General features: G+C 69.8%; 32 protein-coding genes. 13 read left to right on the forward strand and 19 right to left on the reverse strand.

The window, feature by feature from the left end; all coding sequences use genetic code 11:
- Nucleotides 1–68 precede the first annotated feature (68 nt).
- From E5F05_RS18935 to E5F05_RS18950, 4 genes are all read right to left on the reverse strand, one after another.
- Nucleotides 69–1,544 carry a xylulokinase gene (locus tag E5F05_RS18935; protein WP_241687237.1) on the reverse strand — a complete coding sequence of 492 codons (1,476 nt, stop codon included), beginning with the start codon at nucleotides 1,542–1,544 and terminating at the stop codon, nucleotides 69–71.
- 18 nt (nucleotides 1,545–1,562) lie between these two features.
- Nucleotides 1,563–2,348: a PSP1 domain-containing protein gene (locus tag E5F05_RS18940; RefSeq protein WP_129120242.1), complete on the reverse strand. Its 786-nt coding sequence runs from the start codon at nucleotides 2,346–2,348 to the stop codon at nucleotides 1,563–1,565.
- Nucleotides 2,349–2,574: 226 nt separating this feature from the next.
- Nucleotides 2,575–2,952, reverse strand: coding sequence for a RidA family protein (locus E5F05_RS18945; protein ID WP_129120194.1), 378 nt, complete (start codon nucleotides 2,950–2,952; stop codon nucleotides 2,575–2,577).
- A 49-nt stretch (nucleotides 2,953–3,001) separates the two neighbouring features.
- Nucleotides 3,002–4,057, reverse strand: coding sequence for a PP2C family protein-serine/threonine phosphatase (locus tag E5F05_RS18950; protein WP_129120195.1), 1,056 nt, complete (start codon nucleotides 4,055–4,057; stop codon nucleotides 3,002–3,004).
- Between the two features lie 235 nt (nucleotides 4,058–4,292).
- On the opposite strand from E5F05_RS18950, the gene E5F05_RS18955 reads away from it, so the two are divergent.
- The gene (locus E5F05_RS18955) at nucleotides 4,293–5,357 is read left to right on the forward strand and encodes a bifunctional nicotinamide-nucleotide adenylyltransferase/Nudix hydroxylase (RefSeq protein ID WP_129120196.1); all 1,065 of its coding nucleotides are present in this window, start codon (nucleotides 4,293–4,295) and stop codon (nucleotides 5,355–5,357) included.
- A gap of 271 nt (nucleotides 5,358–5,628) precedes the next feature.
- On the opposite strand, the gene E5F05_RS18960 is transcribed toward E5F05_RS18955, so the two are convergent.
- Nucleotides 5,629–6,297, reverse strand: coding sequence for a cysteine hydrolase family protein (locus tag E5F05_RS18960; protein WP_129120197.1), 669 nt, complete (start codon nucleotides 6,295–6,297; stop codon nucleotides 5,629–5,631).
- A 114-nt stretch (nucleotides 6,298–6,411) separates the two neighbouring features.
- Here E5F05_RS18960 and E5F05_RS18965 point away from each other — a divergent pair, with 114 nt between their 5' ends.
- Nucleotides 6,412–7,053, forward strand: a complete 642-nt coding sequence (locus E5F05_RS18965; protein ID WP_129120198.1) for a TM2 domain-containing protein — start codon at nucleotides 6,412–6,414, stop codon at nucleotides 7,051–7,053.
- Between the two features lies 1 nt (nucleotide 7,054).
- Here E5F05_RS18965 and E5F05_RS18970 read toward each other — a convergent pair whose 3' ends face one another.
- On the reverse strand, nucleotides 7,055–8,311 hold the full coding sequence (locus tag E5F05_RS18970) for an O-acetylhomoserine aminocarboxypropyltransferase/cysteine synthase family protein (protein ID WP_129120199.1): 1,257 nt from the start codon (nucleotides 8,309–8,311) through the stop codon (nucleotides 7,055–7,057).
- A 40-nt stretch (nucleotides 8,312–8,351) separates the two neighbouring features.
- Here E5F05_RS18970 and E5F05_RS18975 point away from each other — a divergent pair, with 40 nt between their 5' ends.
- Nucleotides 8,352–9,350, forward strand: coding sequence for an NUDIX domain-containing protein (locus E5F05_RS18975; RefSeq protein WP_129120200.1), 999 nt, complete (start codon nucleotides 8,352–8,354; stop codon nucleotides 9,348–9,350).
- Here the strand turns inward: E5F05_RS18975 and E5F05_RS18980 are convergent.
- Entirely contained in the window at nucleotides 9,322–9,714 is a 393-nt protein-coding gene (locus E5F05_RS18980; RefSeq protein WP_129120201.1) for a hypothetical protein, read from the reverse strand. The two genes, E5F05_RS18975 and E5F05_RS18980, sit on opposite strands and share 29 nt — an antisense overlap.
- A 190-nt stretch (nucleotides 9,715–9,904) precedes the next feature.
- Between E5F05_RS18980 and E5F05_RS18985 the strand changes: the two genes are divergently transcribed.
- Nucleotides 9,905–10,426, forward strand: a complete 522-nt coding sequence (locus E5F05_RS18985) for a DUF4142 domain-containing protein (RefSeq protein ID WP_129120202.1) — start codon at nucleotides 9,905–9,907, stop codon at nucleotides 10,424–10,426.
- A 32-nt stretch (nucleotides 10,427–10,458) separates the two neighbouring features.
- Here E5F05_RS18985 and E5F05_RS18990 read toward each other — a convergent pair whose 3' ends face one another.
- Both E5F05_RS18990 and E5F05_RS18995 read right to left on the reverse strand, forming a co-directional pair.
- On the reverse strand, nucleotides 10,459–11,694 hold the full coding sequence (locus E5F05_RS18990; protein ID WP_129120203.1) for an MFS transporter: 1,236 nt from the start codon (nucleotides 11,692–11,694) through the stop codon (nucleotides 10,459–10,461).
- Between the two features lie 466 nt (nucleotides 11,695–12,160).
- Nucleotides 12,161–14,368 carry an APC family permease gene (locus E5F05_RS18995; RefSeq protein ID WP_129120204.1) on the reverse strand — a complete coding sequence of 736 codons (2,208 nt, stop codon included), beginning with the start codon at nucleotides 14,366–14,368 and terminating at the stop codon, nucleotides 12,161–12,163.
- Nucleotides 14,369–14,511: 143 nt separating this feature from the next.
- Between E5F05_RS18995 and E5F05_RS19000 the strand changes: the two genes are divergently transcribed.
- On the forward strand, nucleotides 14,512–15,423 hold the full coding sequence (locus tag E5F05_RS19000; protein ID WP_129120205.1) for an MBL fold metallo-hydrolase: 912 nt from the start codon (nucleotides 14,512–14,514) through the stop codon (nucleotides 15,421–15,423).
- A 110-nt stretch (nucleotides 15,424–15,533) separates the two neighbouring features.
- Nucleotides 15,534–15,767 carry a hypothetical protein gene (locus tag E5F05_RS19005; RefSeq protein WP_129120206.1) on the forward strand — a complete coding sequence of 78 codons (234 nt, stop codon included), beginning with the start codon at nucleotides 15,534–15,536 and terminating at the stop codon, nucleotides 15,765–15,767.
- 48 nt (nucleotides 15,768–15,815) lie between these two features.
- On the opposite strand, the gene E5F05_RS19010 is transcribed toward E5F05_RS19005, so the two are convergent.
- Nucleotides 15,816–16,274 carry a DUF6328 family protein gene (locus E5F05_RS19010; protein WP_129120207.1) on the reverse strand — a complete coding sequence of 153 codons (459 nt, stop codon included), beginning with the start codon at nucleotides 16,272–16,274 and terminating at the stop codon, nucleotides 15,816–15,818.
- Nucleotides 16,275–16,381: 107 nt separating this feature from the next.
- Between E5F05_RS19010 and E5F05_RS19015 the strand changes: the two genes are divergently transcribed.
- Nucleotides 16,382–17,032 carry a Dps family protein gene (locus E5F05_RS19015; RefSeq protein ID WP_129120208.1) on the forward strand — a complete coding sequence of 217 codons (651 nt, stop codon included), beginning with the start codon at nucleotides 16,382–16,384 and terminating at the stop codon, nucleotides 17,030–17,032.
- A gap of 73 nt (nucleotides 17,033–17,105) precedes the next feature.
- Nucleotides 17,106–17,597 carry a DUF4385 domain-containing protein gene (locus E5F05_RS19020; RefSeq protein WP_129120209.1) on the forward strand — a complete coding sequence of 164 codons (492 nt, stop codon included), beginning with the start codon at nucleotides 17,106–17,108 and terminating at the stop codon, nucleotides 17,595–17,597.
- 94 nt (nucleotides 17,598–17,691) lie between these two features.
- On the opposite strand, the gene mobA is transcribed toward E5F05_RS19020, so the two are convergent.
- Nucleotides 17,692–18,282 carry a molybdenum cofactor guanylyltransferase gene (gene mobA, locus E5F05_RS19025; protein WP_129120210.1) on the reverse strand — a complete coding sequence of 197 codons (591 nt, stop codon included), beginning with the start codon at nucleotides 18,280–18,282 and terminating at the stop codon, nucleotides 17,692–17,694.
- A gap of 153 nt (nucleotides 18,283–18,435) precedes the next feature.
- Between mobA and E5F05_RS19030 the strand changes: the two genes are divergently transcribed.
- The 4 genes from E5F05_RS19030 to E5F05_RS19045 all read left to right on the forward strand — a co-directional run bounded on the left by E5F05_RS19030 (nucleotide 18,436) and on the right by E5F05_RS19045 (nucleotide 21,327).
- The gene (locus E5F05_RS19030; protein ID WP_129120211.1) at nucleotides 18,436–18,885 is read left to right on the forward strand and encodes a superoxide dismutase; all 450 of its coding nucleotides are present in this window, start codon (nucleotides 18,436–18,438) and stop codon (nucleotides 18,883–18,885) included.
- A 21-nt stretch (nucleotides 18,886–18,906) separates the two neighbouring features.
- On the forward strand, nucleotides 18,907–19,443 hold the full coding sequence (locus tag E5F05_RS19035; RefSeq protein ID WP_129120212.1) for an RsmD family RNA methyltransferase: 537 nt from the start codon (nucleotides 18,907–18,909) through the stop codon (nucleotides 19,441–19,443).
- On the forward strand, nucleotides 19,440–19,967 hold the full coding sequence (gene coaD, locus E5F05_RS19040; RefSeq protein ID WP_129120213.1) for a pantetheine-phosphate adenylyltransferase: 528 nt from the start codon (nucleotides 19,440–19,442) through the stop codon (nucleotides 19,965–19,967). Before E5F05_RS19035 ends, coaD begins: the two co-directional genes overlap by 4 nt.
- Before the next feature lie 79 nt (nucleotides 19,968–20,046).
- Nucleotides 20,047–21,327: a hypothetical protein gene (locus E5F05_RS19045; protein ID WP_241687238.1), complete on the forward strand. Its 1,281-nt coding sequence runs from the start codon at nucleotides 20,047–20,049 to the stop codon at nucleotides 21,325–21,327.
- A gap of 44 nt (nucleotides 21,328–21,371) precedes the next feature.
- Here E5F05_RS19045 and metK read toward each other — a convergent pair whose 3' ends face one another.
- From metK to E5F05_RS19065, 4 genes are all read right to left on the reverse strand, one after another.
- On the reverse strand, nucleotides 21,372–22,598 hold the full coding sequence (gene metK / locus E5F05_RS19050; protein WP_129120214.1) for a methionine adenosyltransferase: 1,227 nt from the start codon (nucleotides 22,596–22,598) through the stop codon (nucleotides 21,372–21,374).
- A 157-nt stretch (nucleotides 22,599–22,755) separates the two neighbouring features.
- Nucleotides 22,756–23,238: a GNAT family N-acetyltransferase gene (locus E5F05_RS19055; RefSeq protein WP_129120215.1), complete on the reverse strand. Its 483-nt coding sequence runs from the start codon at nucleotides 23,236–23,238 to the stop codon at nucleotides 22,756–22,758.
- Between the two features lie 31 nt (nucleotides 23,239–23,269).
- Nucleotides 23,270–23,761: a DUF3809 domain-containing protein gene (locus tag E5F05_RS19060; RefSeq protein ID WP_129120216.1), complete on the reverse strand. Its 492-nt coding sequence runs from the start codon at nucleotides 23,759–23,761 to the stop codon at nucleotides 23,270–23,272.
- Nucleotides 23,762–23,768: 7 nt separating this feature from the next.
- On the reverse strand, nucleotides 23,769–24,008 hold the full coding sequence (locus E5F05_RS19065) for a DUF3248 domain-containing protein (protein ID WP_129120217.1): 240 nt from the start codon (nucleotides 24,006–24,008) through the stop codon (nucleotides 23,769–23,771).
- Nucleotides 24,009–24,052: 44 nt separating this feature from the next.
- On the opposite strand from E5F05_RS19065, the gene E5F05_RS19070 reads away from it, so the two are divergent.
- Nucleotides 24,053–24,319, forward strand: coding sequence for a hypothetical protein (locus E5F05_RS19070; protein WP_129120218.1), 267 nt, complete (start codon nucleotides 24,053–24,055; stop codon nucleotides 24,317–24,319).
- Nucleotides 24,320–24,344: 25 nt separating this feature from the next.
- On the opposite strand, the gene E5F05_RS19075 is transcribed toward E5F05_RS19070, so the two are convergent.
- Genes E5F05_RS19075 through E5F05_RS19090 form a run of 4 tightly spaced genes read right to left on the reverse strand, consistent with a single transcriptional unit; the run spans nucleotide 24,345 to nucleotide 26,676 of the window.
- Nucleotides 24,345–24,827 carry a PaaI family thioesterase gene (locus E5F05_RS19075; protein ID WP_129120219.1) on the reverse strand — a complete coding sequence of 161 codons (483 nt, stop codon included), beginning with the start codon at nucleotides 24,825–24,827 and terminating at the stop codon, nucleotides 24,345–24,347.
- A gap of 22 nt (nucleotides 24,828–24,849) precedes the next feature.
- Complete coding sequence (locus E5F05_RS19080) at nucleotides 24,850–25,812, reverse strand: CobW family GTP-binding protein (RefSeq protein WP_129120220.1); 963 nt, start codon at nucleotides 25,810–25,812, stop codon at nucleotides 24,850–24,852.
- Between the two features lie 48 nt (nucleotides 25,813–25,860).
- The gene (locus tag E5F05_RS19085; protein WP_129120221.1) at nucleotides 25,861–26,130 is read right to left on the reverse strand and encodes a hypothetical protein; all 270 of its coding nucleotides are present in this window, start codon (nucleotides 26,128–26,130) and stop codon (nucleotides 25,861–25,863) included.
- 57 nt (nucleotides 26,131–26,187) lie between these two features.
- The gene (locus E5F05_RS19090; protein WP_129120222.1) at nucleotides 26,188–26,676 is read right to left on the reverse strand and encodes a flavin reductase family protein; all 489 of its coding nucleotides are present in this window, start codon (nucleotides 26,674–26,676) and stop codon (nucleotides 26,188–26,190) included.
- Between the last annotated feature and the right edge of the window lie 13 nt (nucleotides 26,677–26,689).

The raw sequence follows: 26,689 nt of genomic DNA on the forward strand, positions 1-26,689 counted from the left end.
TGCTCGGTGCTTCGGTCCTGATTGGCAGTGAACATGCTTCCGCGTCCTCACCGCCAAGCGCCCTGGAGCTAGACGGCCGGAGGTGTGCTGCGGCGCTGGGCAAACCAGGGGCGCAACGCCTGATAGGCCGCGCTGAACCTGTCCCGCGTGCCTGCGGGGACACCCTCCCCGGCGGGCTCGACCACTTCCGTGCTGCGCCAGTCCGGCAGGTCAGGCGGTCGTCCGGTCGCGGCGGCCCCGGCCAGGAGCGCGGCGCCGAAGGCGGACGCCGAGGGCACGTCCAGAAGTTCCAGGGGCCGCGCCAGAACGTCCGCGAGCAGTTGCCGCCACCATGGCTGCACCGAGCCGCCCCCCGCCAGACGCCAGGCGGGCTGGACGGCGCTGGGCAGGAGCGCCGCCGCCTCGGCGATGGAGAGGGCCACCCCCTCGAACGCGGCGCGGGCCAGGTGGGGCGCGTCATGCTCCAGGCCCGCGCCGATCCAGCCGCCCCGCGCGTTCGGATCGAGGTGCGGGGTGCGGTCCCCGGTCAGGTAAGGCAGGAACAGCAGGCCGCCTGCCCCCGGCGGGGCCTGCCGGGCGAGGGCGTAGAACTCCTCCCAGCCGCAGCGCAGCACCCGTCTGGCCCATTCGAGCGCCACCCCGGCGTTCTGCACCGCCGCGAGGGTATACCAGCCCCGGTCGCGGGTATCGCGCAACACGTGCAGCCCGGGTTGCGCCTCCGGCAATGTGTCCTGGCGCAGGACGAGCTGCGCGCCGGTGCCCACGGTCAACTGCCCCTGTCCGGTCGGGAGGCCGGTGCCGAGGAGCGCCGCAGCCGTGTCCGCTCCGCCCGCCGCGACCGGCAGGCCCGGGGACAGGCCGAGCTGCTGCGCTGGCTCCCGCTTCAGGGTGCCTGCCACCGCCCGGGAAGGGAGGAGAGGCGCCAGCAGCCCGGGGCGCAGACCGAGCCGGTCGAGCAGGGCCCGGTTCCAGTCCTCGCCCTCCAGGTCGTACAGCAGGGTGCCCGAGGCGTCGGACGGTTCGGCCCGGGCTTCTCCGGTCAGGTGCAGCCGCAGCCAGTCCTTGGGCTGCAAGGCCCAGCGGGCAGCGCGGTAGGTGTCCCCTTCCTGCTCCCGCAGCCACAGGAGCGTCGGTCCGGCCATGCCGGTCGTGAGGGGGTTGCGCAGGGCCGTGCGGATGGGGGCGGGCAGCGCCCGGTACACCGCCAGTTGCGGCGTCGTGCGGGCGTCGGCCCAGAGGATGGCGGGACGCAGCGGGTGGCCGCGCCCATCACTCAGCACCACGCCGTGCATCTGCCCGGACAGGCCGACGGCGCGCACCTCCGGGCCGTGGTCGCCCAGCACCTCACGGGTCGCCTGCACGGTGGCGGCCCACCAGGCCCCCGGAGCACTTTCCGCCCAGCCGGGATGCGGAGCGGTGACGGCGTAAGGCGCGGAGGCCACGCGCACCAGCCGACTCCCCTCGAACAGCGCGGCTTTCACGCTGCCCGTCCCCAGGTCGAGGCCGAGGTCCAGCCCGTCAGCCTGGCCGCGTGTGGCCCGCACCCGGGGCACCTGCGGGGCTCAGGCCTCGGCCTCCGCGCGCCTGCCCTTGCCGGGGGCGGCCTCGGGCGCGCGGGTCAGCTCTGCCGCAGGGACGCCCCCCAGCATTCCCTGCTCGGTCTGGACGTCCACGGTTCCGGCCAGCGGGTGCAGCTTCACGACCTTGCCGCAGGCCCCGCTCCCCTCGTGGCAGACGCGGGCGTTCTTGCGCGGCAGGTCCCTCAGCAGATCGAGGTACTGGCCGTGCTCGTATTGCAGACAGCACAGCAGCCGCCCGCAGGGGCCGGAGAGCTTTTCGGGGTTCAGGGGAAGCTGCTGGTCGCGGGCCATCCGGATGCTGACCGGCGCGAACTCCTGAAGGTGGTTGCTGGAGCAGTTCTCGCGGCCGCAGGCGCCCAGTGCGCCGATCATCTGCGCCTGCTCGCGCGGGCCGACCGCCGCGAAGTTCACGCGGGCGCGGGTGTGGGCGCGCAGTTCGCCGATCAGGCTGTTCAGTTCGATGCGTTCGTCGGCGCTGTAGCTGACCGTCACCAGGCTCTCGTCGAGCGTGAACTCGACCGCCACGATCTTGACCGGCAGGCCGCGCTCGCGGGCACGGGCGCGCAGCAGCCACTTGAGGTCCTCGCCCTGGCGGTACAGCTCCTCCCAGCGGGTCAGGTCCTCGGGGGTCGCGGCACGCAGCACGGCCCCGTAGCGGGCCTGCTCGTCGGGCGGCCCGGCCTCGCCGCGCACGGTGGCGACTTCCGGGCCACGTTTGCCCTGCACGACGACGCGGCTGCCCACCGCATGCGGCTCGGCGCTGAGCATCGCGTGCAGGCGGGGGCTGCGTTCAAACCGGACAGGGAGGACGACCACGGGACGCAGGATGGCATGCCCCGCGGGGCAGCGTCGAGAGCAGGATCACGAAGATGGGTCTAACCGTCTGACGGTCGAACGGTCTAACTGCCGGAGAAGTCAGATCAAGACAAGCTCCTGAGCGGTCAGACGGTCAGATTTTTTGACCGTTCGACCTCCCGCGCGCCCTTCGCGCGCGTCAGTGCCGCTCGGCGATCACCTCGATCTCCACCCGCACGTCGCGCGGCAGGCGGGCCACCTGCACGGTGCTGCGGGCGGGATAGGGCGGCTGGAAGTACTCGGCGTACACGGCGTTCATCGCGGCGAACTCGTTCATGTCCGCCAGGAACACGGTGGTCTTGACGACCCGCTCCAGGTCCGTCCCGGCAGCCCCCAGCACCGCGACGAGGTTGTCGAGCACCTGTCGCGTCTGCGCCTCGATGCCGCCTTCCACCAGCGTGCCGTCGGGCCGCAGCGGAATCTGGCCGCTGGTGACCACCAGATTGCCGAAGGTGGTGGCCTGGCTGTAGGGGCCGATGGCGGCGGGGGCGTCCGGGGTGGTCACGCTGTCTTTCATGGCTCCACTGTACCCGGCCAGACTGTCCCCCCGGCCGGGACGTGCGGCCTCAGCCGGAAGAGTTGCGGGCCTCCTGCGGCTCGCCCTCGGGGTAGGCGGCGCGGATGGGGGCGGGGCGGGGCGGGGGACGGCCCAGCCGGGCGCGCGTGACGCGCTGCGCGACCACCACCCCCACCAGCAGGGCCGCGCCGAGCAACGCGATCACGCCCCGCTGCTCGGGAATCAGCATCACGCCCAGCAGCGTGAAGTACGCGAGGATCAGCAGCACGTAGGTGAGCGGGCTGCTGCCGCGCTGGGCACTGAGCAGCACGTCCACGTACAGGGGACCGTCTCCCTGGCGGACCGGCAGGGTGTAGTGGGGCAGCCGCTGGTCCCGCAGCACGTCCACGACCACCGCCGTGATGTTGTCGGGGCCGCCCGCGTCGTTGGCGGCATTTACCAGGGCGCGCGCTGCCTGCTCGGGGGCCTGGGGCCGCAGCAGCAGGTCCAGCAGCGTGCGGTCGGCCACCACGCTGCTCAGGCCGTCGCTGCACAGCAGCAGGCGGTCCCCGGCCCGCAGCGGCAGGCCGAACAGTTCGAGCCGCACCCGCTCCTCGCCGCCCAGCCCGTTGCTCACCACGCTGCGCCACTGGTGGTGCCGGGCCTCCTCCTCCGTGAGGTTGCCCAGCCGGACCTGTTCGGCCACCCAGGAATGATCGTCGGTGAGGCGGTGCAACTCGCCTTCCCGCAGCAGGTAGGCCCGCGAGTCGCCCACGTGCGCGATGATGCCCGCCCCCCGGTCCACCAGCAGCGCCATCAGGGTGGTGCCCATGCCCACGTACTCCCCGACCGCGTGCCGCAGCACCGCCAGGTTGGCCGCCTGGACCGCCTCCGCCAGCCGCTCGGCGGGCGGCCCACGCCCGTCGAGATAGTGCTGGCTGAGGGTATCGAGCGCCAGGTTGGCCGCCAGTTCCCCCGCCGCGTGCCCACCCATGCCGTCCGCGACGGCATAGAGGCCCCCGTGCGGCAGGTCGAGCGCCAGCGCGGCGTCCTGATTCACACGGCGCTGACGCCCCACATCCGTCAGGATGCCGGAGGCCAGGGGGGGCGTCGCGGCGGCGCGCATGTGAACAATATAAGGGTAAGGTCATTTTCCAACCTGCATCACCTGACCGTTGGGCCACCCTCCCCAGTTCCGCCTAGGTCAGGCAGGGCGATAGGCGGCCTTCCCGAGGGGCAAACCGCACAGAATCGCCAGAGCTGAGGAGCGCGCGGCTTCCCCACCCCCTCCCTTCGGAGGCCCAGCTGCTCCCCCGCTGCTTTCTCATCCTTCACATCTCCTGCGGCACGCACGGTGGGGCATGACGGCACCGCACGACCCAGCCCTGGCCTCTCCCCCACCCCGGAACCGCAAACGCACCTTCGGCGTGTACATCGGGCGCTTCGAGCCGCCGCACCAGGCGCACCTGCTGGTGATGCTCGAAGCACTGGAGCAGGTCCAGAAGCTGATCGTGGTGATCGGCAGCGCGCGGGCCGCCCGCAACACCAAGAATCCCTTCACGGCCGAGGAACGGCAGGAGGTGATCACGGCGATGCTGCTGGAGGCGGGCGCGGCGCGCAGCCGCTTCTGCTTCGTGCAGGTGCGCGACTCCTTCTACAACGAGGGGCTGTGGCTCTCGGAGGTCCAGCGGGGCGTGGCCGAGCACACGCGCGGCAGCACGGACATCGCGCTGATCGGGCACCTCAAGGACGAGAGCAGCTATTACCTGCGTTCCTTTCCCGCCTGGGAATTTATCCCCACCCACGTGATCAGTCCCCTGAGCGCCACCGACGTGCGGAAAGCCTATTTCGAGGACCGCCTGGAGGACGTGCAGGGCATGGTGCCGCCCGCCGTCCACGCCTTCCTGACCGCCTTCCGGCAGATGCCCGAGTACGCCGAACTCCGTACCGAATACGACTACCTGCGCGAGTACCGCGCCGCGTGGCGGGACGCGCCCTTTCCCCCGGTGTTCGTGACGGCGGACGCGGTGGTAACGCGCAGCGGGCACGTCCTGGTCGTGCGGCTGGCCGGGCTGCCGGGACGCGGCAGACTCGCCATGCCGGGCGGCTTCCTGCAACCGGACGAGACGCTGCTGGCCTGCGCTGCACGCCGCACCTCCAGCGAAACCGGGCTGGGCGAGGCGGTGGACCTCGCGGCGAAGGTGCGTTCGCAGGCGGTCTTCGACCATCCGGGCCGCAGCCAGCGGGGAAGGACAGTCACGCACGCCTTCCACTTCGACCTGGGGATCGGCCAACTGCCGGTCCTGAAGGCGGCCGAGGGCGCCGCCGAGGCGTTCTGGATGCCGTTCTCGCAGGCCCTCGCGCAGCCGGAACTGTTCTTCGAGGACCACCACGCGATCATCGAGCATTTCCTGCTGCGGGGGTAGGAGGAAGGGCGGCCAGCACAACATCAGGGAAGCCAGACGCTTTTTTGACAGATCAGAGCAAGTCGGTATTACACGAAACTCTGGTTTGGAATATTGGGGAGTTGAGAGAAAGTGGCACTGGGACGCTCAGCCCGTTCACCCCCTCTGCTTCGCAGCTTTGCAAGTCCCAGCCTCTCGCGGTGCGAGCTGTACCAGTCCCCCCTCAAGGGGGAGGAGAAAAAACAGCGTCCTACGCGCTTTCTTCTTCCCAATCGCGTCAGTTCTAGGAGTCCTAGAACGCCAGATTCCGCACCACCTGTACCCCGTTGCGCTCAAGCTGGTGCAGGAAAAGGGCGTGGTACAGGTCCCCGGGATGGCCGGGCGCATCCCAGGTCTGCACGCACCCCTCGGGCACGATGACGGTCCAGTCCTTGTGATTCGCCATGCCGAAGGTGACGAGGTGCAGCGCCAGCGTGTAGAGGCAGAGGTCAGTGACATCGCCCAGCGCGATCACCATGTCGAAGTCGGCCTGCGCGAGCCACGCCTGGAATTCCGGGCTGGTGTGGCTGGCGATGCTGTTCTTCTGGAAGTGCCGGAAACGGGGAAACTCGGGCAGCGCGCGCAGTTCGGCCACTGCCTCCGCCTCGGGCGTTCCCGCGACGCAGTGGGGAGGGTAGGCGGCGAACTCCCGGGCATCCTGGGGATGGCTGTCCTGCACCAGGACGACATTCTCGGCGGGAACCCCGGCACCCAGCAGGCGGCGGATCAGGTCCACGACCCCGGGAATGATCTCCGCGACGCGGGGACTGGCGAGCGGTCCCTCCCGCGTGAAGCCCTCGATCAGGTCCACGCAGACGACCGCGATCCGGTCAGGCCGGGCGGGCAGCGGCAGGTCGGGCAGCTCGCTCATCCACTGCTGCAACAGGTCCGCCTGCTGCCGGGCTTGCTCACGAAGGGTCATGGGAGAGGTCTAGCACAGCCGGGGGCCGGGCGTGGCCAACGGCGGCGGGTGCAACTTTCAGGCGACGCAACGGAACGGCCCAGGCCCTCGTAATGGAGGCCGAGGAGGCCAGACATGACGAACCCCGACGACAAGCCCCCCGGAACTCCGCCCGCGCCCCAGCGGGAGGTGCCCTCCTGGGTGGACGAGGTGCTGCGGGCCGAACCTGCCCCCGCGCCCCCACCCACCCGCGAGCCGGTGAACGACCTCCGGATTCCGGAACCGCCGCGCGCCCGGCCCGAGCCTCGCCCCACAGAGGAGGAAGACTGGGTCGCCCGCGCCACCGGCAATACGGCCAGAACGCCGCAGATGCCTGCGGGGCCGCAGGTCATGCCCCCGCCGCCCGGCCCCCTGTCCGCCTGGCCGGAAGACCGGCGCGGCCAGGCCTCTGCTGGCATGCCCGCCGACATCTCACAGAAGAAGCTGATCGCCGGGCTGCTGGGGATCGTGCTCGGCAGCCTGGGCGTCCACAAGTTCTACCTGGGCATCAACACGCCGGGGGTGATCATGCTGGCGACCAGTATCGGTGTGTGGGTGCTGGCGCTCCTGCTGGGCCTGCTGACGCTGGGCTTCGGGCTGATCATCACGCTGCCGCTGGCGGCCCTGATCGGCGGTGCGGTGGGACTGCTGGGGCTGATCGAGGGCATCCTCTACCTCACCAAATCCGACGAGGCCTTCTACCGAGAGTACGTGATCGGCAAGAAGCCCTGGCTGTGAGTTACAGCGCCTGCGCCAGATCGGCCTGCAAGTCCTCCAGGCTCTCCAGGCCCACGCTCATGCGGATGGTCTGGGGAGTGACACCCGCCGCGCGGCGGGCCGCTTCGGGCAGGCGCCCGTGCGTGGTGGTCCAGGGGTGGACGACCAGCGTGCGGGTGTCACCCAGGTTGGGGGCGATGCGGATGACTTGCAGGCGGGACAGGAAGGCCGCGGGGTCGGGCACCTCGAAGGTGAGGACCGCGCCGAAGCCGCCGTGCAGGTACTTCTGCGCGAGGGCGTACCAGGGGCTGCTGGGAAGGCCGGGGTAGGAGACGCGTCCGACCTGCGGCTGGGCCTCCAGCCATTCCGCGAGGGCCAGGGCCGTTTCACTCTCGCGGGCGAGGCGCAGCGCGAGGGTTTCCAGGCCCTGCGCGAGCAGGAAGGCGTTCTGCGGGCCGAGGGTCATGCCCATCTGGTGTGCTCCTAGCCAGCGTTGCCGCCACGCGAGGGCTGCTGCGCCGCGCTGGGAAAGGACGCTGTTCTCGCCGCCGTCCGTGTAGATCGGGTTGCGGGTGAGGTCGTGGCGGGTGCCGACGGTGACGCTGCCGCCCATCACGCTGCCGTGCCCGCCCGCCCATTTGGTCAGCGAGTGGGCCACGATGTCCGCCCCGAAGTCCAGCGGACGGCACAGGTAGCCCACGCCGCCCCAGGTGTTGTCGATGCCCAGCAAGGCACCGTGCGCGTGTGCGACCTCGGCCAGCGCCGACAGGTCCGGCAGGTCCCCGGCGGGGTTGCCGATGGTTTCCGCCCAGACCAGACGGGTGTTCGGCTGCATAACGGACTCGATGGCGTCCGGCGTGTTGTCGGTCAGGGTGGCAGAGATGCCCATCAGCGGCAGGATGTTGTTCAGCAGGCCCGCGCTGCCGCCGAACAGGCTGGCGGTGGAGGCCACGTGGTCCCCCGCCCGGCACACGCTGAGGATCGCGGTGAGGGTCGCCGCCTGGCCGCTGGACAGCGCCACGGTGGCCGCGCCCCCCTCCAGCGCGGTGAGACGTTCTTCCAGCGCGCGAACGGTCGGGTTTTGCAACCGGGCGTAGCTGAGGCCCTGGTTGCGCGCGAACTCGTCCTGCGCCTCCTCCAGCGTAGTGAACTGGAAGGCGGCGGCCTGGTGGATCGGGACACCGACGGTCTGGCCCAGGCCGCGCGGAATGCCGGTCTGCACGGCGGTCGTCTCGAAACTCCATTCGGTGTCGGTCAGATCGGGGTGGATGTCCGTCATGCACTCACGCTACGCGCTCAGAGCCGCTAGGGTGCAGGGCATGTCCTATCTTTCCGAACTGCGCGCGGTATGGGGAAGCGGCGTCCTCGTCTCGGTCGGCGTGAGCGTCCTCATTCAGGACGAACAGGGCCGGGTGCTGCTCCAGAAACGCGGGGACGATGGGCTGTGGGGCATCCCGGGCGGAGGGCTGGAACCGGGAGAGACTTTTCTGGAGGCCGCGCACCGTGAGCTGCTGGAGGAAACGGGCCTGACCTGCCCGGACCTCGCCCCGCTGCCCCTGGAGGAAGGGCTGGTGAGCGGCCCGCAGTTCTACCACCGTTACCCCAACGGGCACGAGATTTATCTGGTTGGGATACGGACGCGCGGCACGCTGCCCGCTGCGGCCCTGGAGGGTGCCCAGCCGGACGACAGCGGCGAGACGCTGGCCCTGGCGTGGTTCGCGCTGGACGACCTGCCGCCCCTGAGCAGCAACATCAACCGGGCGAGCATGACTGTCCTGCGTGCCCGCGCGGGCCTGCCGCCCCTCCCCCTGCTCCCCTTTCCGGACGCGCCGCCCATCGGGGAGCATCTGATGGAGCTGAGAAGACGGGTTGGCCCACGTCCCCTCTTCGCCCCCGGCGCAAATGTGTTGGTGACGGACGATATGGGCCGTCTCCTGCTGCTGCGCCACGGCGGCACAGGCCGCTGGACCCCGCCCGGCGGCAGTCTGGAACCCGGCGAGAGCTTCGAGCAGTGCGCTGCCCGGGAACTGTTCGAGGAAACGGGCCTGAAGGCCCCACACCTCGAACCGCTGCGGCTGTACGCGGGGCCCGAGTACCGTTTCACCTACCCGCACGGGGACGTGATCGACAACGTCTCGGTGCTGTACCGGGCGCATGGGGTCACAGGTGAATTGACGCTGCCAACCGATGAGATCCACGGCGCGGCGTGGTTCGGCCCTCAGGAACTCCCCGCCGAGGACGACCTGAGCGGTCCCCTCATCCGGGCGATGGTCCAGTTGTGGTCAACGCTCACAGCCGCCGCGCCCGCCTCCCCGTGACCCACCCGAGCAGCAGGCCCAGCACGGCAGGCAGCGTGAACAGCAGCAGAAAGCCCGCCAGGTTGCTGTCTCCTATCATGTTCCCGAGGGGGCGGCCCAGCGCGGTGTACAGCGGGCTGCCCAGCCAGGCGAGCGCCGTCCAGAACCAGTTGTCCAGGCCGCGCGTGGACGCCGCCTGTTCCAGCCAGCGCACGCCCAGCAGCCCCAGCGTTTGCAAGATCAGCGCGGGCAGCAGGATGAGAACCGCCCGCCACCCTTTCTCCGCCCGCCCCGCCAGAAAGCCCAGCAGCAGCGGCCCCAGCACCGGCACCCAACCCACCAGCAGCGCGACGAGCAGCAGCATGAAGGCGTTGACCCAGACCATGAGGTGAGTGTAGCGGGTGGGGCCAGCCCTCACAGGCCCGCTTTTTCAGCCCAACGCTAAGGCTCCATTGACCCGACCTTGAAGCGGGTGCCATGCGCGGCTCGCGCCCGCCCACCAGACTGACCGGTGAGACGTGGATGGGTGGGCCGCGCTGAAGGCAGCCGGGCCGTGACGTTCTCGGGAGGTTCCCATGAAAAGACCGCTCCTTCTCCTGCCCCTGGCGCTGGCGGCCTGTGCGCCGATGATGATGGCGCCGAATGCCAGCACGGCGGACGGCCTCTTCCTGCAAGCGGCCACCGGCAGCAACCTGTTCGAAATCCAGGCCGCGCAGGTGGCGCTGAGCAAGACGGGATCGGACCCGGTCCGGGCCTTTGCCCAGCACATGGTCAACGACCACACGACCGCCCAGAATCAGGTCGCGGCCCTCGCCACCCGCAAGGGCGTGCCCCTGCCCAAGATGCTGCCGCCGGAATTGCAGCTCAAGCTCAATGCCCTCAGCGGCCTGAGCGGCGCGGCCTTCGACACGGCCTACGCCCGCGAGATGGTCCTCAGCCACCAGCTCACGGTCAGCCTCCTGCAAAACGAGCAGGCCGCCGGGAAGGACGCCGACGTGGTGGCGCTGGCGAACCAGCAGCTCCCCATCATCACGCAGCATCTCACCGAGGCCCAGGCTCTGCCGGGTGCGGCCACTCCGGCCTCCAGTACACCCTGAGTGAAGCCCGAACGCGGCCCCACGCTTGCCCTTCATCGAAGCGTGGGGCCGCGTTCTTTCAGGCCCTCCGCCTCCTCGCGGGTGGGGACTTCCTTCAGCGCCCAGCGCAGGCCCAGCGCGGTGAACAGGCCGACCAGCATCAGCGAGAGCCAGGGGAGCAGCGGCGCACCCATCCGCGCGCCCGCGTCGATCAGCACCCCGCCGACCACGTTCCCGACCGCCCCGCCCAGCCCCAGGCTGATCGCGCTGAAGCCGAAGTAACTGCCGGTCAGCCCGGCCGGGGCCAGCCGCGCCGTCAGCGTCTGCTGCGTGGGGTACACCAGCATGGTGCCCAGGCTGTAGAGGGCGACGCAGGCCAGCAGTTGCCCGAAGGTCACCGCGAAGCCCATCAGTCCCAGGCTGAGGCCCACGGTCAGCACCGCCGCGACCAGCGCTGCGCGCGTCCGCACCCGCTGCTCCACGAACCGCAGCAGCGGGTATTGCAGCACCACCGCCAGCCCCGCCGAGAGGCCATACAGCGGCCCGGTCGCCCCCGGCCCCGCCAGGCTCACCGCCTTGAGGGTGACCGCCACGTTGAGCTGCGTACTCAGCAGGAAGTACCCCACCAGTACCAGCGTGAAGCGGCGAAAGCGGCGGTCCAGGGCGGCGGTCTTCAGGCCCGCGAGGCCGCTGCCCGCCACCTGCTCCGGGCGCATATGCGGCAACGTCAGGGCCAGCAGCGCGCACGCCAGCAGGTACACGCTGCCTGCCGCCAGCGCCGCCGTGCGAAAGCCCAGGCCGATCAGCGCGGCCCCGATCAGCGGCCCGGTCACCATGCCCAGGTTGCCGGAGATGCTGGTCAGGCTGAACATCCGCGCGCGGTGGTCGGGCCGGGTCACCGCCGTGATCGCCGCGTTCTTGGGTGCGTCGAAGAGGCCGCCGCCGATCCCCGCCAGCACCGACGCCGCCAGCAGTACGGGCAGCGTGTCCGCGAAGCCCATCCAGCAAAAGCCCAGCGTGCGGATCAGGCACCCGGCCAGGATTAGCGGTTTCGGCCCGATCCGGTCGGCCCAGGCCCCGCCAAACACCGTCAGGCCCTGCTGCACCAGTTGCCGCACGCCCAGCACCAGCCCCACGCTGCCCGCCGCCCACCCCAGCCCATCCACGAAATGCACCGTCACCAGCGGAATCACCGCGAAAAACCCGCCCCACATCAGAAAGTTCGCCGCGATCAGGCCAAGCTGGGCTGACGAGAGGCGGAAAGCGGCAGAGGCGGCGGGAACGGTCACGGGGGAGAGGCTACACCCGGGGAAGGCGCGGATGCCCTTATACTCGGCGTGTCCAGCCGGGCGCGCCGTATGACAAGTCGGGTAGGCCAGAGGTCACTGCTCCACAAAGGAGCAACCCCCACGTGTCGGAAGCACGCGGGGGTCACCGAAAGGTTGGTGATGCTCTTGGTCCACAAGAAGCGTACCAAAAACCGCAAGGCGAGACAAGCAAAGTTCCGGCGCTCGGTGAAACTCCTAGCGGCCTGGACGGGGTTTGTAACCGCCCTCGTGGCGCTGGTCACCGCTCTTGCAGAGCTGATCCACACGTTGGGAAAGCTCCTGCCCTGACGTAAGCCTCTGGGCGCCTGCCCAGCGCGTCACCGTGCCCGTCTGGACGCCCCCGCCTTCCCGGTGGGGGTTTTCTCTTGGGAGCCAAAAACAGCCTGGGACGGCTCCCTCACGTCCCAGGTCAGAAAGAACTTCCCCCTCACCCCCCCACATGCACCACCGGGCGGCGGGCCTGCTCGGGCTCGGCCAGGCGCAGCACCTCGTGCGTGAGGGGCGGGATGTCACCCTCCCCGGCCAGCAGGAAGCGCAGGGCGTTGGCGGCGGGGCCTTTCTCGCTCCACTCGAAATACACGTGGGGGGGCCTGCCGGTCCGGTCGCGGATATGCAGCAGCACGGCGGCGATGGTGTTGGGGACGCTGTTGCCCCGCGCGCGCAGAATGGCGTAACGCCCCACCTGCACGCCCGTCACGTTCACGGTGTCGCTGAAGTTGCTGGGGTCGGTCACGGCCACCTCCAGAAACAGGGCCGGTTCGCCCTTGGGCAGATGGGTGTCCATCCGAACCTCCAGGTCCTTGAGCCGGTACTCGCGGGTATTTCCGGCGTTCAGGCGGTTGGCGATAAAGCGCAGGGGCAGACCGTGCCCCGCTGTCTCCCGCAGCAGGCGGGTCGCTTCCGGGTCGAAGGTCACCTGCTGGACGCGCAGCTCGGTCGAGCGGCTGACGCGCGAGGCCAGGCTGACCGCCAGGATCGCCGCAATGAAGATCAGGGCGATGTAGAGGCCCTGGGGCTGCCCCAGCATCGTGACGCTGATGGCATAGACAAAGACTGCGCTGACCACGCCAAAAAAGAGGGCCGTGCCCGGGTGCTTCCGTCGCAGTTCGGTCAGGAACACGGCCACCGCCGCCGAGGTCATCATCGCCAGTACGCCGGTCGCGTAGGCCCCGCCCTGGGCGTCCACGTTGGCCTTGAAGAGCAGCGTGACCAGGAAACAGATGCCTATGAACAGCACCACCAGGGGCCGGGTGGCGCGGGTCCATTCCGGCGCCATGCCGTAGCGGGGCAGGAAGCGCGGCACGATGTTCAGCAGTCCGGTCATGGCGGAGGCCCCCGCGAACCACAGGATCAGGATGGTGCTGATGTCGTAGAGGGTACCGAAGCCTTCTCCCATCAGCCGGTGCGCGAGGTAGGCCAGCGCGCGCCCGTTCGCTTCGCCCGCCGGTTTGTTCACCGTCACCAGGGCTGAGCCGGGCGCGGTGGGGGTGACCGTCACGGTCAGCGGCACCGGGCCGCCCACCGTCTGGGCCTGGACAGTGATGGTCCGCGGCCCTGCCGCCGGGCCGCTGGCGGGCAGGTGCAGGGCGTAGACCTGGCGGGGGTGGGCGAGGTCGTCCAGCGGCACGTTCACCACCGCGCGTCCCGCCGCGAGGTCGCCAGCGTTGACGTTGTGCATGTAGGTGAAGGCGGGCCAGAAGGCCGCGGCGGGCGTCAGCGTGGTACTGACCAACGACGAGGTGAGCAGCAACGTGCTCATGATCAGGGCGGCCGTGGTCAGCAGTTTGCGGGCATTCTGAATGCGGCCCAGGGGGCGCTCGGGCGTGTCGTCGGGATTCCCGCGAATCAGCGGCATCACCAGCACGCCGGTTTCAAAGCCACTCATGCCCAGCGCCAGCCGGGGAAACACCAGCAGCGCCGCGCCGATCAGCGCCAGCGGCGAGAAGTAGGCGTGCCGCAACCCCGCCCACCAGTTCCCCACCAGGCCGGGATGGGTCAGCACTTCCACCAGCCCGCGCCCGATCAGCACCACGTTCAGGCCCAGATACAGCGCCACCAGCGCCACCGCGATCCCGATGGCCTCCTTGAAGCCCTTGAGGAACACCGCGCCCAGCAGCGCGAGCAGCCCCAGCGTGATGATGACCTGCTTCCCGGCCAGCCCGCCCTTGAGGAGGGGATTCTCGACCAGGTGCGCCGCCGCATCCGCTGCCGACAGCGTGATCGTGACCACAAACCCGGTTGCGACAAAGCCCAGCAGCGCCAGCACCAGCAGCTTGCTGGGCCAGTAGTTCAGCAGGCGCTCGAACATGCTCACTGAACCGTCGCCGTGCGGGCTCTCGTAGGCGACCAGGCGGTACATCGGCAGGGCACCGAAGAGCATCACCACCACCAGCACCAGCGTCGCGATGGGCGACAGCGCCCCCGCCGCCAGGAAGGCGATGCCCGGCGCGTACCCCAGGCTGGAGAAGTAGTCCACGCCTGTCAGGCACATCACCTGCCACCAGGGATGCTTTTGCTCCTGCGCTGCCTGCTCTCTTTTGTAAAAACCCTCGCGGTCCTGTTCGGGAGGTTCCGTCTCCAGAAACCAGCGGCTGAAGGCACTGCGGGGCCGCACGGAGCGCACGGAGGAGGACATGCGCGAAGAGTACTCCTCCCGTCTCCGGCCCGGAATGGGTCACCGGCTGGATGAAGGTATATTCAGCCCGTCCAGTCGGGCAGGCTAGAAGCCGCCCCACCAAGACATACCGCAAAGCCGCCGCGCCCCTTACCCTGTCTCTCATGGCTCCTGAACTCGTGACCCTCGCGCCGGGTGTCCATTTCCTGCCTGCCGCCGTGAACAGCGTGGTGGTGGAAGATGGCCGGGGCGGGGCGCTGCTGGTCGATACCGGACTGGACGACGCTCAGGCGCGCAAGCTGCTGCGGGCGCTGGAGGCGGCGAAGCTGACACCCACGGCCATCCTGAACACCCACAGCCACGCGGACCATCACGGCGGGAACGCTTTTCTCCTGAAACGCTTTCCGGAACTGGACGTGTTTGCGCCGCCGCTGGAAGCCGCGATCATCAACCACCCGGTCCTCGAACCGCTGTCGCTGTTCGGGGCGCGGCCTCCCCGCGACCTCCAGACCAAGTTCCTGCTCGCGCCGCCGAGCCCCGCGCGGCCCCTGCCGGGAGCGGGCCGGGCACAGCTCGGCGGCGTGGAGGTGGAGCTGCTGGACGTTTCCGGCCACGCGGCCCAGATGTACGCCGTCCGGATGGGAGACGTGCTGTACGCCGCCGATACCCTCTTCGGCCCGGACGCCCTGGCCAAACACCCGCTGACCTTCTGCGCCGATTCCCGGCAACAGAAGGAAGCCGCCGCGCTTCTAGGGACGCTGGAGGGCGTGCGCGTGGTGCTGCCTGGCCACGGCGACCCGGCAGAAGACCTCGCCGCGCTGGTCGAGGCCAACCTCGCCGCCTATGACCGCACGACCCGGGCGGTGCTGGAAGCGGTGCGGGCAGGCCCGGCCAGCGTGGACGAGCTGCTCGCCCGCGTATGCGGCTTGCTGGGCGTGCAGATGACGAACGCCGGGGCGGTGGTGCTGAACCGCGCGGTGGTGAGTGCCCACCTGACCGAACTGCTGGAGGCGGGCACGGTGAGGCTGGCGGTGGAGGACAACCGCCTGATCTTCGGCGCGGGTTCGGACGGCTGACGCTCTCCGCCCCGGGCGCCTGCCCTCTCCTCTGGCAAGGCTTCTTCATCCAGCCTGATCCCGTCCGGTCCCGGCCCTCCCTAAGCTGAGGTGTTCAGAAAGGAGCCACCATGACGGGCAGACAGGAAGATCAGGATCAGCGGACGACCGAGCGCACGGAGGACAGCGCCACCGAGCCCACCACGACCGGCGTGGCAACGGGCATCATGGGAAAGACGCCGAGCAGCAGCGGGGGCAAGACGGGCGGCAACCTGGGCGGAATGAGTGACGGCATCATCGGCAACTCGGAGGGGAGCACGACCGGGGAAACCTGGGAGGACACGCAGCAGCGGAGCGAAACCTGACCGGGCCGTGTCTCACCTCCCCGAAGCGGTCCTCAGGCTTCATACCTCTCAGGACCTGCGCCCCCCGTAGGTACGGCGTTCGTGCCAGAGGGGCATCGCCCACCACACCCCCAGCAGCAGCAGGGCCATCACGCCGGGAACGATCCAGGTGAACATCCCGGGCATGACCTGCGCCGCCACCAGCCGGGTCGCCAGCACCAGGGTCAGGGACATGAAGACCGCCCCCGCCCACACCAGGCGGGTGGTTGTCTCCTTGAACTGCTGTGGGTGCCGCATCGGGCGGCGCAGGTAGTGGTGCAGGGCCGGGGCGCTGAGCAGCACCAGGCCGCTCAGCGAGCAGAGGAAGGTCGCGGCGTACACCCAGCGTTCGGAAGGTTCCAGTTCCCCAAAGGTCCGGTTAAAAGGCAGGATGATCAGGAAGCTCGTGAGGACCTGCGCGCCCTGGAGCAGAATACGCAGCTCATCCAGCAGGTCGGACAGTTTATCCGTCTCCGGCGTCTCGGGCATGTGAGGCCCAGCATACCCACCCCGGGCACCCGGCGCTGCCCACGCTCCGGCCAACCGTGAAGAAACGCGGTATAGGTGCGTCCCGGGGCGCGGCGTAGCGTAGGCGCATGACGAAAAAGAGCAAGGCGGCCTCCAAGACGAGTGGAACGGGCAAGGCGGCGGTGGCCGATCAGGCCCCGCAGGACCAGGCGGCCCAGGAGGCGGCTCCGGGCGTGCCCGCCCAGGGCGAGGCCAAGGCGGACGCCGCGCACCTCGACACGGTCAACAACGAGTTGGTGGATCACGGCTACCTGACCGAGGAGGAGTTCGGCACCGTCAGCGAGACGCTGCAACGCAACCTCGCCACCACCATCAGCCTGTACCTGAAGTTCAAGAAGTACCACTGGGATATCCGGGGCCGCTTCTTCCGCGACCTGCACCTGGCCTACGACGAGTTCATCGCGGAAATCTTCCCCAGCATTGACGAGCAGGCCGAGCGGCTGGTGGCCCTGGGCGGCAGCCCCATCGCCGCGCCCGCCGATATCGAACGCTTCAGCGTGGTGCAGGTGCCCACCGAGACGGTGCGTGACGCCCGGACCCAGGTGGCCGATCTGGTGGCCGACCTCACCCGCGTGGGCAAGGGCTACCGCGACGACTCGCAGACCGTCGACGAGGCCAACGACCCCGCCACCGCCGACATGTACAACGGCTACGCCCAGACCATCGACAAGATTCGCTGGATGCTGAACGCGATGATGGACGACGACCGGATGAACTGACGCCGGGGAGGTCAGGGGCAGAGGGTCGCCAAGCCCTCTGCTCTTTGCTCTTGCTCTCTGCCAGAGACGCCCCATGCCCAAATTCGACTATTCCCTCGACTACGCCCGGCTCGACCTGCGCGCCCACCCCGAACTGTACCGGGTGGGCGTGGGCGAGCAGGGCGTGCTGCTGGTGCAACCGTACAAGGGCGAGTTGCTGCCGCACTGGCGTTTTGCCACCCCCGAGGCGGCGCGGCAGAGCAGCGAGGCCATCTACGCGATGTTCCTGGCCTACCTGCGGGCCGGGGACTTCGTGGGGGCGGATATGGCCCGCAAGTTCCTCCAGATGGGCTTTACCCGCGCCCGACGTTATGCCGACCACCGGGGCGGCCGGAAATACGCCGGGCCAGTTCCCGAGGACAAGAAAGGCCAGAGCGGCGCGCATGGCCGCCCCGAACTGCCCCGCACCCCCGAGGACCCCGTCAAGGCCGAGGCCGCCCGCCTCTTCAAGGCGAAGTGGGACGAGGCGGAGGCCAACGAGGAGTACGCGCGCTTGAAGAAAGAACACAAGGCGCGGTACAGGTAGCAGGCCGCCCGCCGGATATGGGGCTGCAAGATTTGACTTCGCCTGCATACCACGCTAGAGTTGTTGACATCACCGCCTGGCAAGGCGGCTTTTTTTATTGCTCTTCTTTCCCGAGGGCCGCGAGGTCGGCGGGGGTGTTCACGTTCCGCAGGGCGTCCGGGCTGACGGCCTCAAGGACGTGGGGCGGGACAGTCACAGTGGATTCAGGGCGGGCGGCAGCGCGCAGGCGGCGCTCCCCCGCGTCCAGCAGGGCCGTGACATGCGGCAGCAGGTCGGTGTGGTACAGCGCGGCGAGGGGCTGGGGGCGACCCTCTGCGTCCAGGGCGAGCACAGCCAGGGCATCCGGCGTGCGCGCCCGTGCCAGCGTTTCCCAGTACTGGGGGGTCAGGCGCGGCATGTCCACCCCGGCAAAGGCCAGCCAGCCGGGTCCGACCTCCGCCTGTGCCGCTTGCAGGGCGGCTTCCAGCGCGGCAAGTGGTCCCTCACTGGGGCGGGTGTCGGGCACGCCCTGCCAGCCGGGCAGCGCGTACCTTCCGGGCGGCGCGATCAGGAGGCGCAGGGGGCAGCCCGTCAGGCTCGCGGCGACGTGTTCCAGCAGGGTCTGCCCCTCCAGCCGCGCCGCCGCCTTGTCGCTCCCGAAGCGCCGGGACTGGCCGCCCGCCGTGATGGCCGCAGTGAAGGGCATGCTTGAGTGTTCCATACATCCGGCAAGGCCAGCGTGGGCGATTGTGCGGCCTTCACGATTCATCCAGATTGCACGGTATCCGACACTGTGCCGCCTATGGCTGTGTACACACTGCCATTGCTCACATTTCAGCTCGACCTGGGGAGGTTCACCATGAAGAGGTTCCTCGCGCTTGCCCTGCCCCTCGCCCTCGCTTCCTGCACCATGATGTTGCCCGGCAGCCCGTACACCCTGGGCAAGCAGCCCGCCGCCGGGGACCTGAACCCCAGCGGGACGGTCACGGGCAGAGTTTCCGGCGACACGGTGATGACCCAGGCGCAGGTCATGGGGCTGAAGCCCAACCAGTACTACGTGGCGCACTACCACAACCAGGGGACCGCCAGCGCCGACCCGTGCAGCAGCGGCGGCCCGGCGATCATGAGCAGCAAGATCGTCGGCATGACCGACGCTGGCGGGAGGCTGACGCTGATGGGCAGCGCCCCACGCGCCGACGTGATGAACGCCACCTACTTCAACATCCACACGGCCAGCGATGCCCAGGGCACGCCCGCCGATCCGGGGGTCGCCTGCACTGCCGTGAAGATGGGGATGATGGGGATGTAGTTCCTGCGTTACCCTGCCCCCGTGAGCGTCCGAATCCTGGGCGGCAGCGCGAAGGGCCGCGCCCTGAAAGTGCCCGGCAGTGCCCGGCCCAGCGGTGCCCGTATCCGCAAGAGCCTCTTTGACCTGCTGGCGTCCCGCGCGCCTTCCGGGACCTTCCTCGACCTGCACGGCGGCAGCGGCGCGGTGGGCCTGGAGGCCGCCAGCCGGGGCTACGAGGTGACCCTGGTGGAAAAGGACGCGGGGGCCGCCCGCACGCTGGAGGAGAACAGCCGCGCGCTGGGCCTGCCCGTCCGCCTCCTGCGCGGCGACGCCCTGAGCCTGCTGCCGCGCCTGGGCGAGTTCGACGTGGTGTTCAGCGACCCGCCCTACGTGCAGGACATCCCGCGCCTGGCTGGCCGACTCCTGGCCTCCAGCGTGGTCGTGCCCGGCGGCCTGCTGGTCTGCCAGCATCCCGACCGCCTCCACCTGCCCGACGTGCCCGGCTATGAGCGCGAGGAACGGGTCTACGGCAGCAACACCCTCACCCTCTATGTCCGGGATAACATCGGACCCGCATGAACGCCGTCTTTCCCGGCTCCTTCGATCCCGTCACCAGCGGTCATATGGACGTGCTGACGCGCGCCTCGCGCATCTTCGACCACGTCACCGTGACTGTGATGCACAACGCCCGCAAGCAGGGCCACCACCTCTTCAGCCTGGAGGAGCGGCTGGAGATCCTGCGGGAGGCGACCGGGCACCTGCCCAGCGTCAGCGTGGACAGCTTCAGCGGCCTGCTGGTGGACTACATGCGCCAGCAGCAAAAGGGCATTATCATCCGTGGCCTGCGCGCCGTCTCCGACTACGAATACGAACTCCAGATCGCGCACCTCAACCGCCAGATCGGGGAGGTCGAGACGGTGTTCATCATGGCCGCGACCCGCTGGAGCTTTGTCAGCAGCACGATGGTCAAGGAAATCGCCAGCTACGGCGGCAACATCAGCGAGATGGTGCCCCGGGCGAGCGCGGCGGCGCTGCGGCGCAAGTTCGCGGAACAGTACGCGGAAAGAGAGGTAGGCTTGAAAAGCCCCTCGGGGGAGGGCTGAAAGCCGAAGGTCAGGGCAACTCCCCCCCCCTCACTCTTTGGGGGGATGACTGCCTGGCCCCCTGCCCCTAAGGTCAGGTATGCGACTTCTGGCTCTGGCGGGCTTGATCCTGCTCGGCGCGGCGCAGGCAGCGGGTTTTCCCTGGGAGCGGGGCTTTCTGGATGTGGGTTCCAGCGTCCGCGAGCCTCTGGTGTTCACCTGGGACCAGCCTGAACTGTCGCCACCTTCGGGCGGATGGGAGCGGCAGCCGCTGCAAGTCCCCCTCGGCGTGGTGTGGTCGGCGCGGCCCGTCTCTGGCCCTCAGGCCACCCTGACACCCGGCCTGCCCGTGCGGTTCGGGCGTGAACAGTTCGTGCCGGTCAACCTCAAGACGAGCCTGACCGTGCCCGCCGTGGTGAACCTGCTGGCGGAGGCCCCAGCACGGAGATCACCGGCCACGACCGGGCTGCGGATCGCCTTCCCGCTGGCCGTCAATCCGGCGGTGCCCGCCCCGTCCCCGCTCGCCGCCGGGCAGGAATTCCTGCGGCTGGGCGGCGACGCGGTGTACCGGCGGGCCGGTCAGGGGCTGCCCTATCCCGCGCTGACGGGCCGGGTGCTGACCCTCCGGCGGCTGGAGGCGGGTCGGGCGGTCTTCTTCACGGACGGCCTGGGGGAAGTCGTGCGCGAGGGCGACCCGCAAGCGGGCTTTTCGGACCTGGCGCCGCTGGTGGATGACCCAGCCCTCCCCGCACTCAAGGGGCGGTATGAGGGCAAGCCGGTGTGGGCCTACGGCGGGCTGGGGGGAGTGTGTCAGCCCGCGCCGGAGATGTCTCAGGGGGTCGAGGCCCCGCTGCGCGAGCCGCTGAAGGTGCGGCGTGTCCTGCGGCTGGCGCGTCCGCTGGTGCTGAACGCGAGCGGTGGCTTCGGGGACGAGGTGGGGCACGGCGCGGACAGCATTGCCCTCACGCCGCTGGTATTCCTGCTGGACAGCCGCGCCCTTGGCCCTAACGGCAGCTTCTCCGCGACGGGCGCAGCCGCCGAGCAATTGCACGAACAGCTCCTGAACGGGGCGGGCATGACGGACACAGCGGCGTGCGGCGTGAGCTTCCCCGCCTTCCTGCCCGACACCTGGGCCGTGGAACGGGTCTTCAGCCTGACCCCGCCGAGTGCGGCTGTCCCGGCGGAACCCCCCGCCGACCCCCGTGGGCTGACGCGCTGGCAGTATGCCTGGCTGTTCGGCTTTCCCAGCGCCACCTTCGGCACGCGGGACGAGCTGCTGAAAAAGTCCGTCTGGGAATACCGCAACATTCCCTTTCCCGCCAGCGTGACCTTTGACGCGGCGGGCAAGGTCGGCAGCGTGGAGGTGCCGCGGCTGCCCTGAAGAGGAAGAGGCCGGGGCAACACGGCCCCGGCCTCTTCCTGATCTCAGACTTCCTGTTTCAAGCCCTCGGCGGCCACACGCAGTGCCCCCACCTTGTCGGTCTGTTCCCAGGGGAATTCGGGGCGGCCGAAGTGTCCGTACGCGGCGGTCTGCGCGTAGATGGGGCGCCGGAGGTCAAGCTGGGCGATGATCGCCTGGGGCCGCGCGTCGAAGTGGTCGCGCACCAGTTCGGCCAGTTTCTCGTCGCTGACGGTGCCGGTGCCGTAGGTGTCCACGCGCAGGCTAACGGGGTGCGCCCGCCCGATGGCGTAGGCGACCTCCACCAGTGCCCGCCGTGCCAGGCCCGCCGCGACGATGTTCTTGGCGATGTAGCGGGCGTAGTAGGCGGCCGAGCGGTCCACCTTGGTCGGGTCCTTGCCGCTGAACGCGCCGCCGCCGTGCGGAACGGCCCCGCCGTAGGTATCCACGATGATCTTGCGCCCGGTCAGGCCGGTGTCGCCGTGGGGGCCACCAATCACGAATTTGCCGCTGGGGTTGATGAAGTATTTGGTGTCGGGGGTCAGCAGCTCCGCCGGGATCACGGCGGGGATCACGTGTTCGAGCATGTCCGCGCGAATCTGCTGCTGGCTCACGTCGTCGCCGTGCTGGGTGCTGATCACGACCGTGTCCACGAACGTCTGGGTGGCCTCGTGCGGCTCGCCGTCACGGACAACTGTGACCTGAGCCTTGGCGTCGGGGCGCAGGTAGGGGAGCGTGCCGTTCTTGCGGAGTTCGGCCAGGCGGCGCGTGAGCCCGTGCGCCAGCGAGATGGGCAGGGGCATCAGTTCCGGCGTCTCGTCGGTCGCGTAGCCGAACATCAGGCCCTGGTCGCCCGCCCCGATGCGGCTGAAGGCGTTCTCGGGCCGCGTGCGCTCCTCTTCCGACATCTCGCGCCATTCCTCGGAGAAGTTCACGCCGCCCGCGATCTCCGGACTCTGCTCGTGAATGGACACCAGCACCGCGCTGTACTCGGCGTCAAAGCCGTAGTTGGCGCGGGTATAGCCCACCTTCATCACGGCGTCGCGCACCGTCTTCTGCACGTCCACCCGCGCGTTATGCGCCGTCACCTCGCCCGCCACGACCGCCATGCCGGTGGTCAGCAACGTCTCGACCGCCACGCGGCTGCCCGGCTCCTGCCGCAGAAACTCGTCGAGCAGCGAGTCCGAGATGAAATCCGCCAGCTTGTCCGGGTGGCCTTCCGATACCGACTCCGACGTGTAAAACTTCCGCATGTTCGCTCCTCTACGCGCGGGGGGGCGTCTCACAGAACCACCTGGAGAGGGATGTCGCTGCGGTCCCCGCACGGCCCGCCTTCCCGTGAGGGCGGTACCGGGGCAGCGTACTCCATCGGCCCGGCCCGGCGAAAGGACAAAGGGTGACGATGCGGGATCACCGGGCGGCCCGGCCCGGCGACTCCAGGGGCAACTCGTAGCACAGGCTGCCCTCCACGCCCACGTAGTACCCGTAGTTCGGGATGCGCCGGAACCCCGCCGACTCGTACAGATGGATCGCTTCCGCCTGCAATTCTCCCGTTTCCAGCACCAGCCGCCGGAACCCCAGCGCCCGCCCCCGCTCGATCAGGCCGGTCAGGATCTGGCGTCCCAGGCCCCGGCCCCGCGCTTCCGGCAGGGTATACATGCGTTTGACCTCCGCCGTGTCCGGCCCGATCCGTTTCAGGGCGCCACAGGCCAGCAGCGCCCCGCCTTCCTCCACCGCCAGCAGGGCGCCGCCCCCGCCGGAGAGGACCGCCGGGTCGAAGGGTTCGGTGCGCTCGTCGGTGTCCTGGTAGAGGGCCCGCAACTCGCGCTGCTGGGCGTTCATCAGGTCAATGACGTGCGGATGGTCGGGAGAAAGGTCGAGCAGGGCGGGCATGGGGAAGGGTAACACGGGGTTGAAGGCGGCCCTACGGCCCGGCCCTCTCCGCATCCGCCTCCATCGCCGCCGCAATCCCCGCAGGCAGTTCCGCCGCCACCCGCTCCAGCGTGCGCGCCGCCGCCGCGCGCACCATCTTCTCGAAGGCCGCGCCGCCCCAGCCCTCGGCCTGGGGAGTGTACAGGTGGGCGCGGAAGTGAAAGAGAAAGGTGACCGTCCCGGCGCCGTCCGCCTCGGCCTGCCCGGCGACCTCCACCCAGGCCCGCTCACCGTCCACGGGCTGCGGCGTGAGGGTCGCGCCGTCCGGCGTCAACGTCAGGAGGCTGTGGAAGGGCAGGTCCACCTCCCCCAGCACGGGGACGGGCACGATCAGTTCCCCGCTGACCCCGCGCGTGTCGCCGCTCAGGCCGCGCAGGAAGCGCACCCGCGCCAGCGCCTTGCCCGCGTCACGGACGAACGCGAGGGCGGCGGCCCTTCCGCCGGGGTGCGCCAGGGTAAAGGATTGCTGCGCCTCGATCAGCACGCCGGGATCAGTCCACCCACTCGATCACCACACGGTTCTCGGCCAGGGCCGCCTGCAACTCGGCGTCCGAGGCGCTGCGGAGCCGGGGCAGGTGCGCGAAGCGGGGCGTGGCCGACGCATACCCCAGCCGCACGATCACGTCGTCACTCAGTTCGTCCTTGCCGACGCGCCACACCAGTTGCCCGCCCAGCGCCTCCAGTTGCCGGGCGAGGTCCGGGGGCAGGTCCGGAGAGGAGGGGCCAGTCATGGGGGCTATTGTACGTGGGGCAGCGGGAGGATAGAACGGAGGGCATGACCCCCCCCCTGTCGTGGCGAGAACTGGAAACCCGCGTGGGCCTCGACGCGCTGCCCGACTTTCACCGCGCCTTCCTGACCTGGCGCGGCGTGGAGGACGCCGCCGGAATGCCGCTGCGCCGCGTGGGCCAGCGCGTCGAGGCCGAACTCAACCGCATGGCTCAGACCGGGCAGGCCCAGCGCGGGGAAGGCGACTGGACCCTCGCACCGGGGGCACTCGACGGCTTCGAGGCGGCCGGGCCGTACCTGGGGGCCGAGGGCTGAAGCCGCCCTCCTCTGCCTTCTGCCCTCAGCCCTGGGCGTGCGTCAGCACGTTGCAGGTACAGCGCGCGAGCGTCGTCGTCCGGCCCCGCTCGTCGCGAATCTCGACCGTCCACACCATCACGCTGCGACCCCGGTAGGCCAGAACCGCTTCGGCGGTGACGAAGCCGCCCGTCACGCCGCGCACGTGCGTGCCGCTGACATCCACGCCGACGCCCACCTGCCGCCGCACGTCCAGATTCAGCCAGGTGCCTATGCTGGCGAGTTCCTCGGCCAGGGCCAGACTGGCGCCGCCATGCAGGCGTCCGGCGGGCTGGCGGTTGCCCTCGACCGGCATCCGGGCGCTCACGCGCTCACGGGTCGCGGTGAGAAGCTGGATGCCCAGGCGCTCGCCCAGCGTGCCCTGAAGGCCGTGCAGGCGGGCGGCGAGTTCTTCCGGCGTCAGGAATTCCAGGTCTTCGGGGGTGGGCAGGAAGAGATCGGGATGCAATGCCGGTTCAGGAGGGGTCATGGGGGGAGGATACGGCAGGCGCTCAGGCGGGGGCCGCCTCCGTCACACACGCCTCGAACGCCGCCGCGTATTCCGCCCTCTCCAACCCGCGCCCGATAAACACCAGTTCGGCCCTGCCGTCGGCCTCGTCCCAGGCATCGGCGGTGAAGAGGTCGCGCACGGCCTGGAACAGGACGCGCTGCGGGTAGCCGTACAGGCTCAGGAACCCCTTCACCCGCAGCACCTCGGCGGGGCGCGTGAGGATGAAGTCGGTCATGAAACGTTGCCAGCGGTACGGGTCGAGGGGCCGGTCGGCGCGCAGGGTGAAGGTCTTCAGGCCGGGTGTGTGCCGCACGGGTTGCGCGTCCTCCAGCACCCGAGGGTCGAAGTCGTCGCGGGCGAGGAGGGCCGCCGCGTCCACCTGCCCGCGCTCCACCCGCACGATCCGCGCCAGGGGGTTCATCCCGCGCAGCACATCCTCGGCGTGGTCCAGACGGGCCGGGTCGGCCAGATCGGTCTTGTTCAGCACGACGACGTTCGCGTAGGCGAGTTGCCGCGCGGCCTCGGGATGGTCTTGCAGGGTCTGGAGGACGTGCCGGGCATCCACCACCGCGACCAGCGTGGTCAGGCGGAAGGCGGCACGCACCGAGCGGTCGAGCAGCGTGGTCAGGACCGGGGTGGGGTCGGCCACACCGCTGAGTTCGACCAGCACGGCGTCGGGCTTGTGCTCCCGTAAGGCGATGGTGACCAGCGCGCGCAGCAGGTCGTCCCGGCCCGTGCAGCACAGGCAGCCCGCCGTGAGTTCGGTCACGTCCTCCTGAAGGCGCTCGATCAGGCCGCCGTCCACGCCGGTCTGCCCGAACTCGTTCACGATCACGCCCAGGCGCCGCGGCAGCGAGCGGATCAGGTGGTTGACCAGCGTGGTCTTGCCCGCCCCCAGAAAACCGCCGATCACCACGACGGGAATGCGTTCATCCAGCTTGGGGGCGGAAGCGGGGCCGGTCATGGGGGCAGCATAAGCGCGCGCGAGGCGGCGCACCGTGGGCCTGCCCCCTCAGCGGGGCGTCAGCGCGTGAATCATCGCGTAGGTGATCAGCGCCGCCGTCCCCAGCCCCAGCACCACGAACCAGGCGGGCGCGCGGCCCCCGCTGGCGCCGTTCGCCGCCGACCAGCCCAGGCGCAGGTTCACCAGCGCGAACACCAGCAAGAAGGCGTCCAGCACGTCCACACGGCGCCCGTCCCCCAGCGCCAGCGGATACGACACCAGAAACGTGAGGCCCGCCAGCGCGAGCGCGATCAGCAGTTGCAGGAGGAAGGGGGGCACGGGAGGGATGGTACGCGGTTTGGGATGCTTGGTCAGCGGGAGAGGCGAACGGCACACCTATCCCAGCTCGTGATACTGCCCCCGGAAGTACAGCAGGGGGTCGTCGTCCGTGTAGCGGGCGTATTCGACGAAGCCCAGGTAGAGGGTATGGTCCCCGGCGGGAATAACCTGCTCCTTGCGGCACACCAGTTGCGCGACGCCGCCGCCGATCAGGGGCAGGCCCTCGTGGTCGAACCAGGGCACGGCGTCCTCGGGGCCGGGGCGACCGGCGAAGTGGTCACTCAGGTGGCGCTGCGTGCTGCTCAGGACGCTCACGCCAAAGCGCGTGACCCCGTCCCCCGAGAGCAGGCCATGCATGTGGGCGCGGTTGTCCACACTCACCAGGATCAGCGGCGGCGTCAGGCTGACCGACACGAAGGCATTGGCGGTCATGCCCCGCCGCGCCTCTCCATCCGTCGCGGTGATGATCGTCACGCCGCTCGCAAAGCGCCCGAGCGTCTGCCGGAATTCATAGGGGGGAATGCCGTAGGAGTCGGTGGAAGTCATGGGAGTGAGTGTA

The organism is Deinococcus metallilatus, assembly GCF_004758605.1.
GTDB classification, from domain to species: domain Bacteria; phylum Deinococcota; class Deinococci; order Deinococcales; family Deinococcaceae; genus Deinococcus; species Deinococcus metallilatus.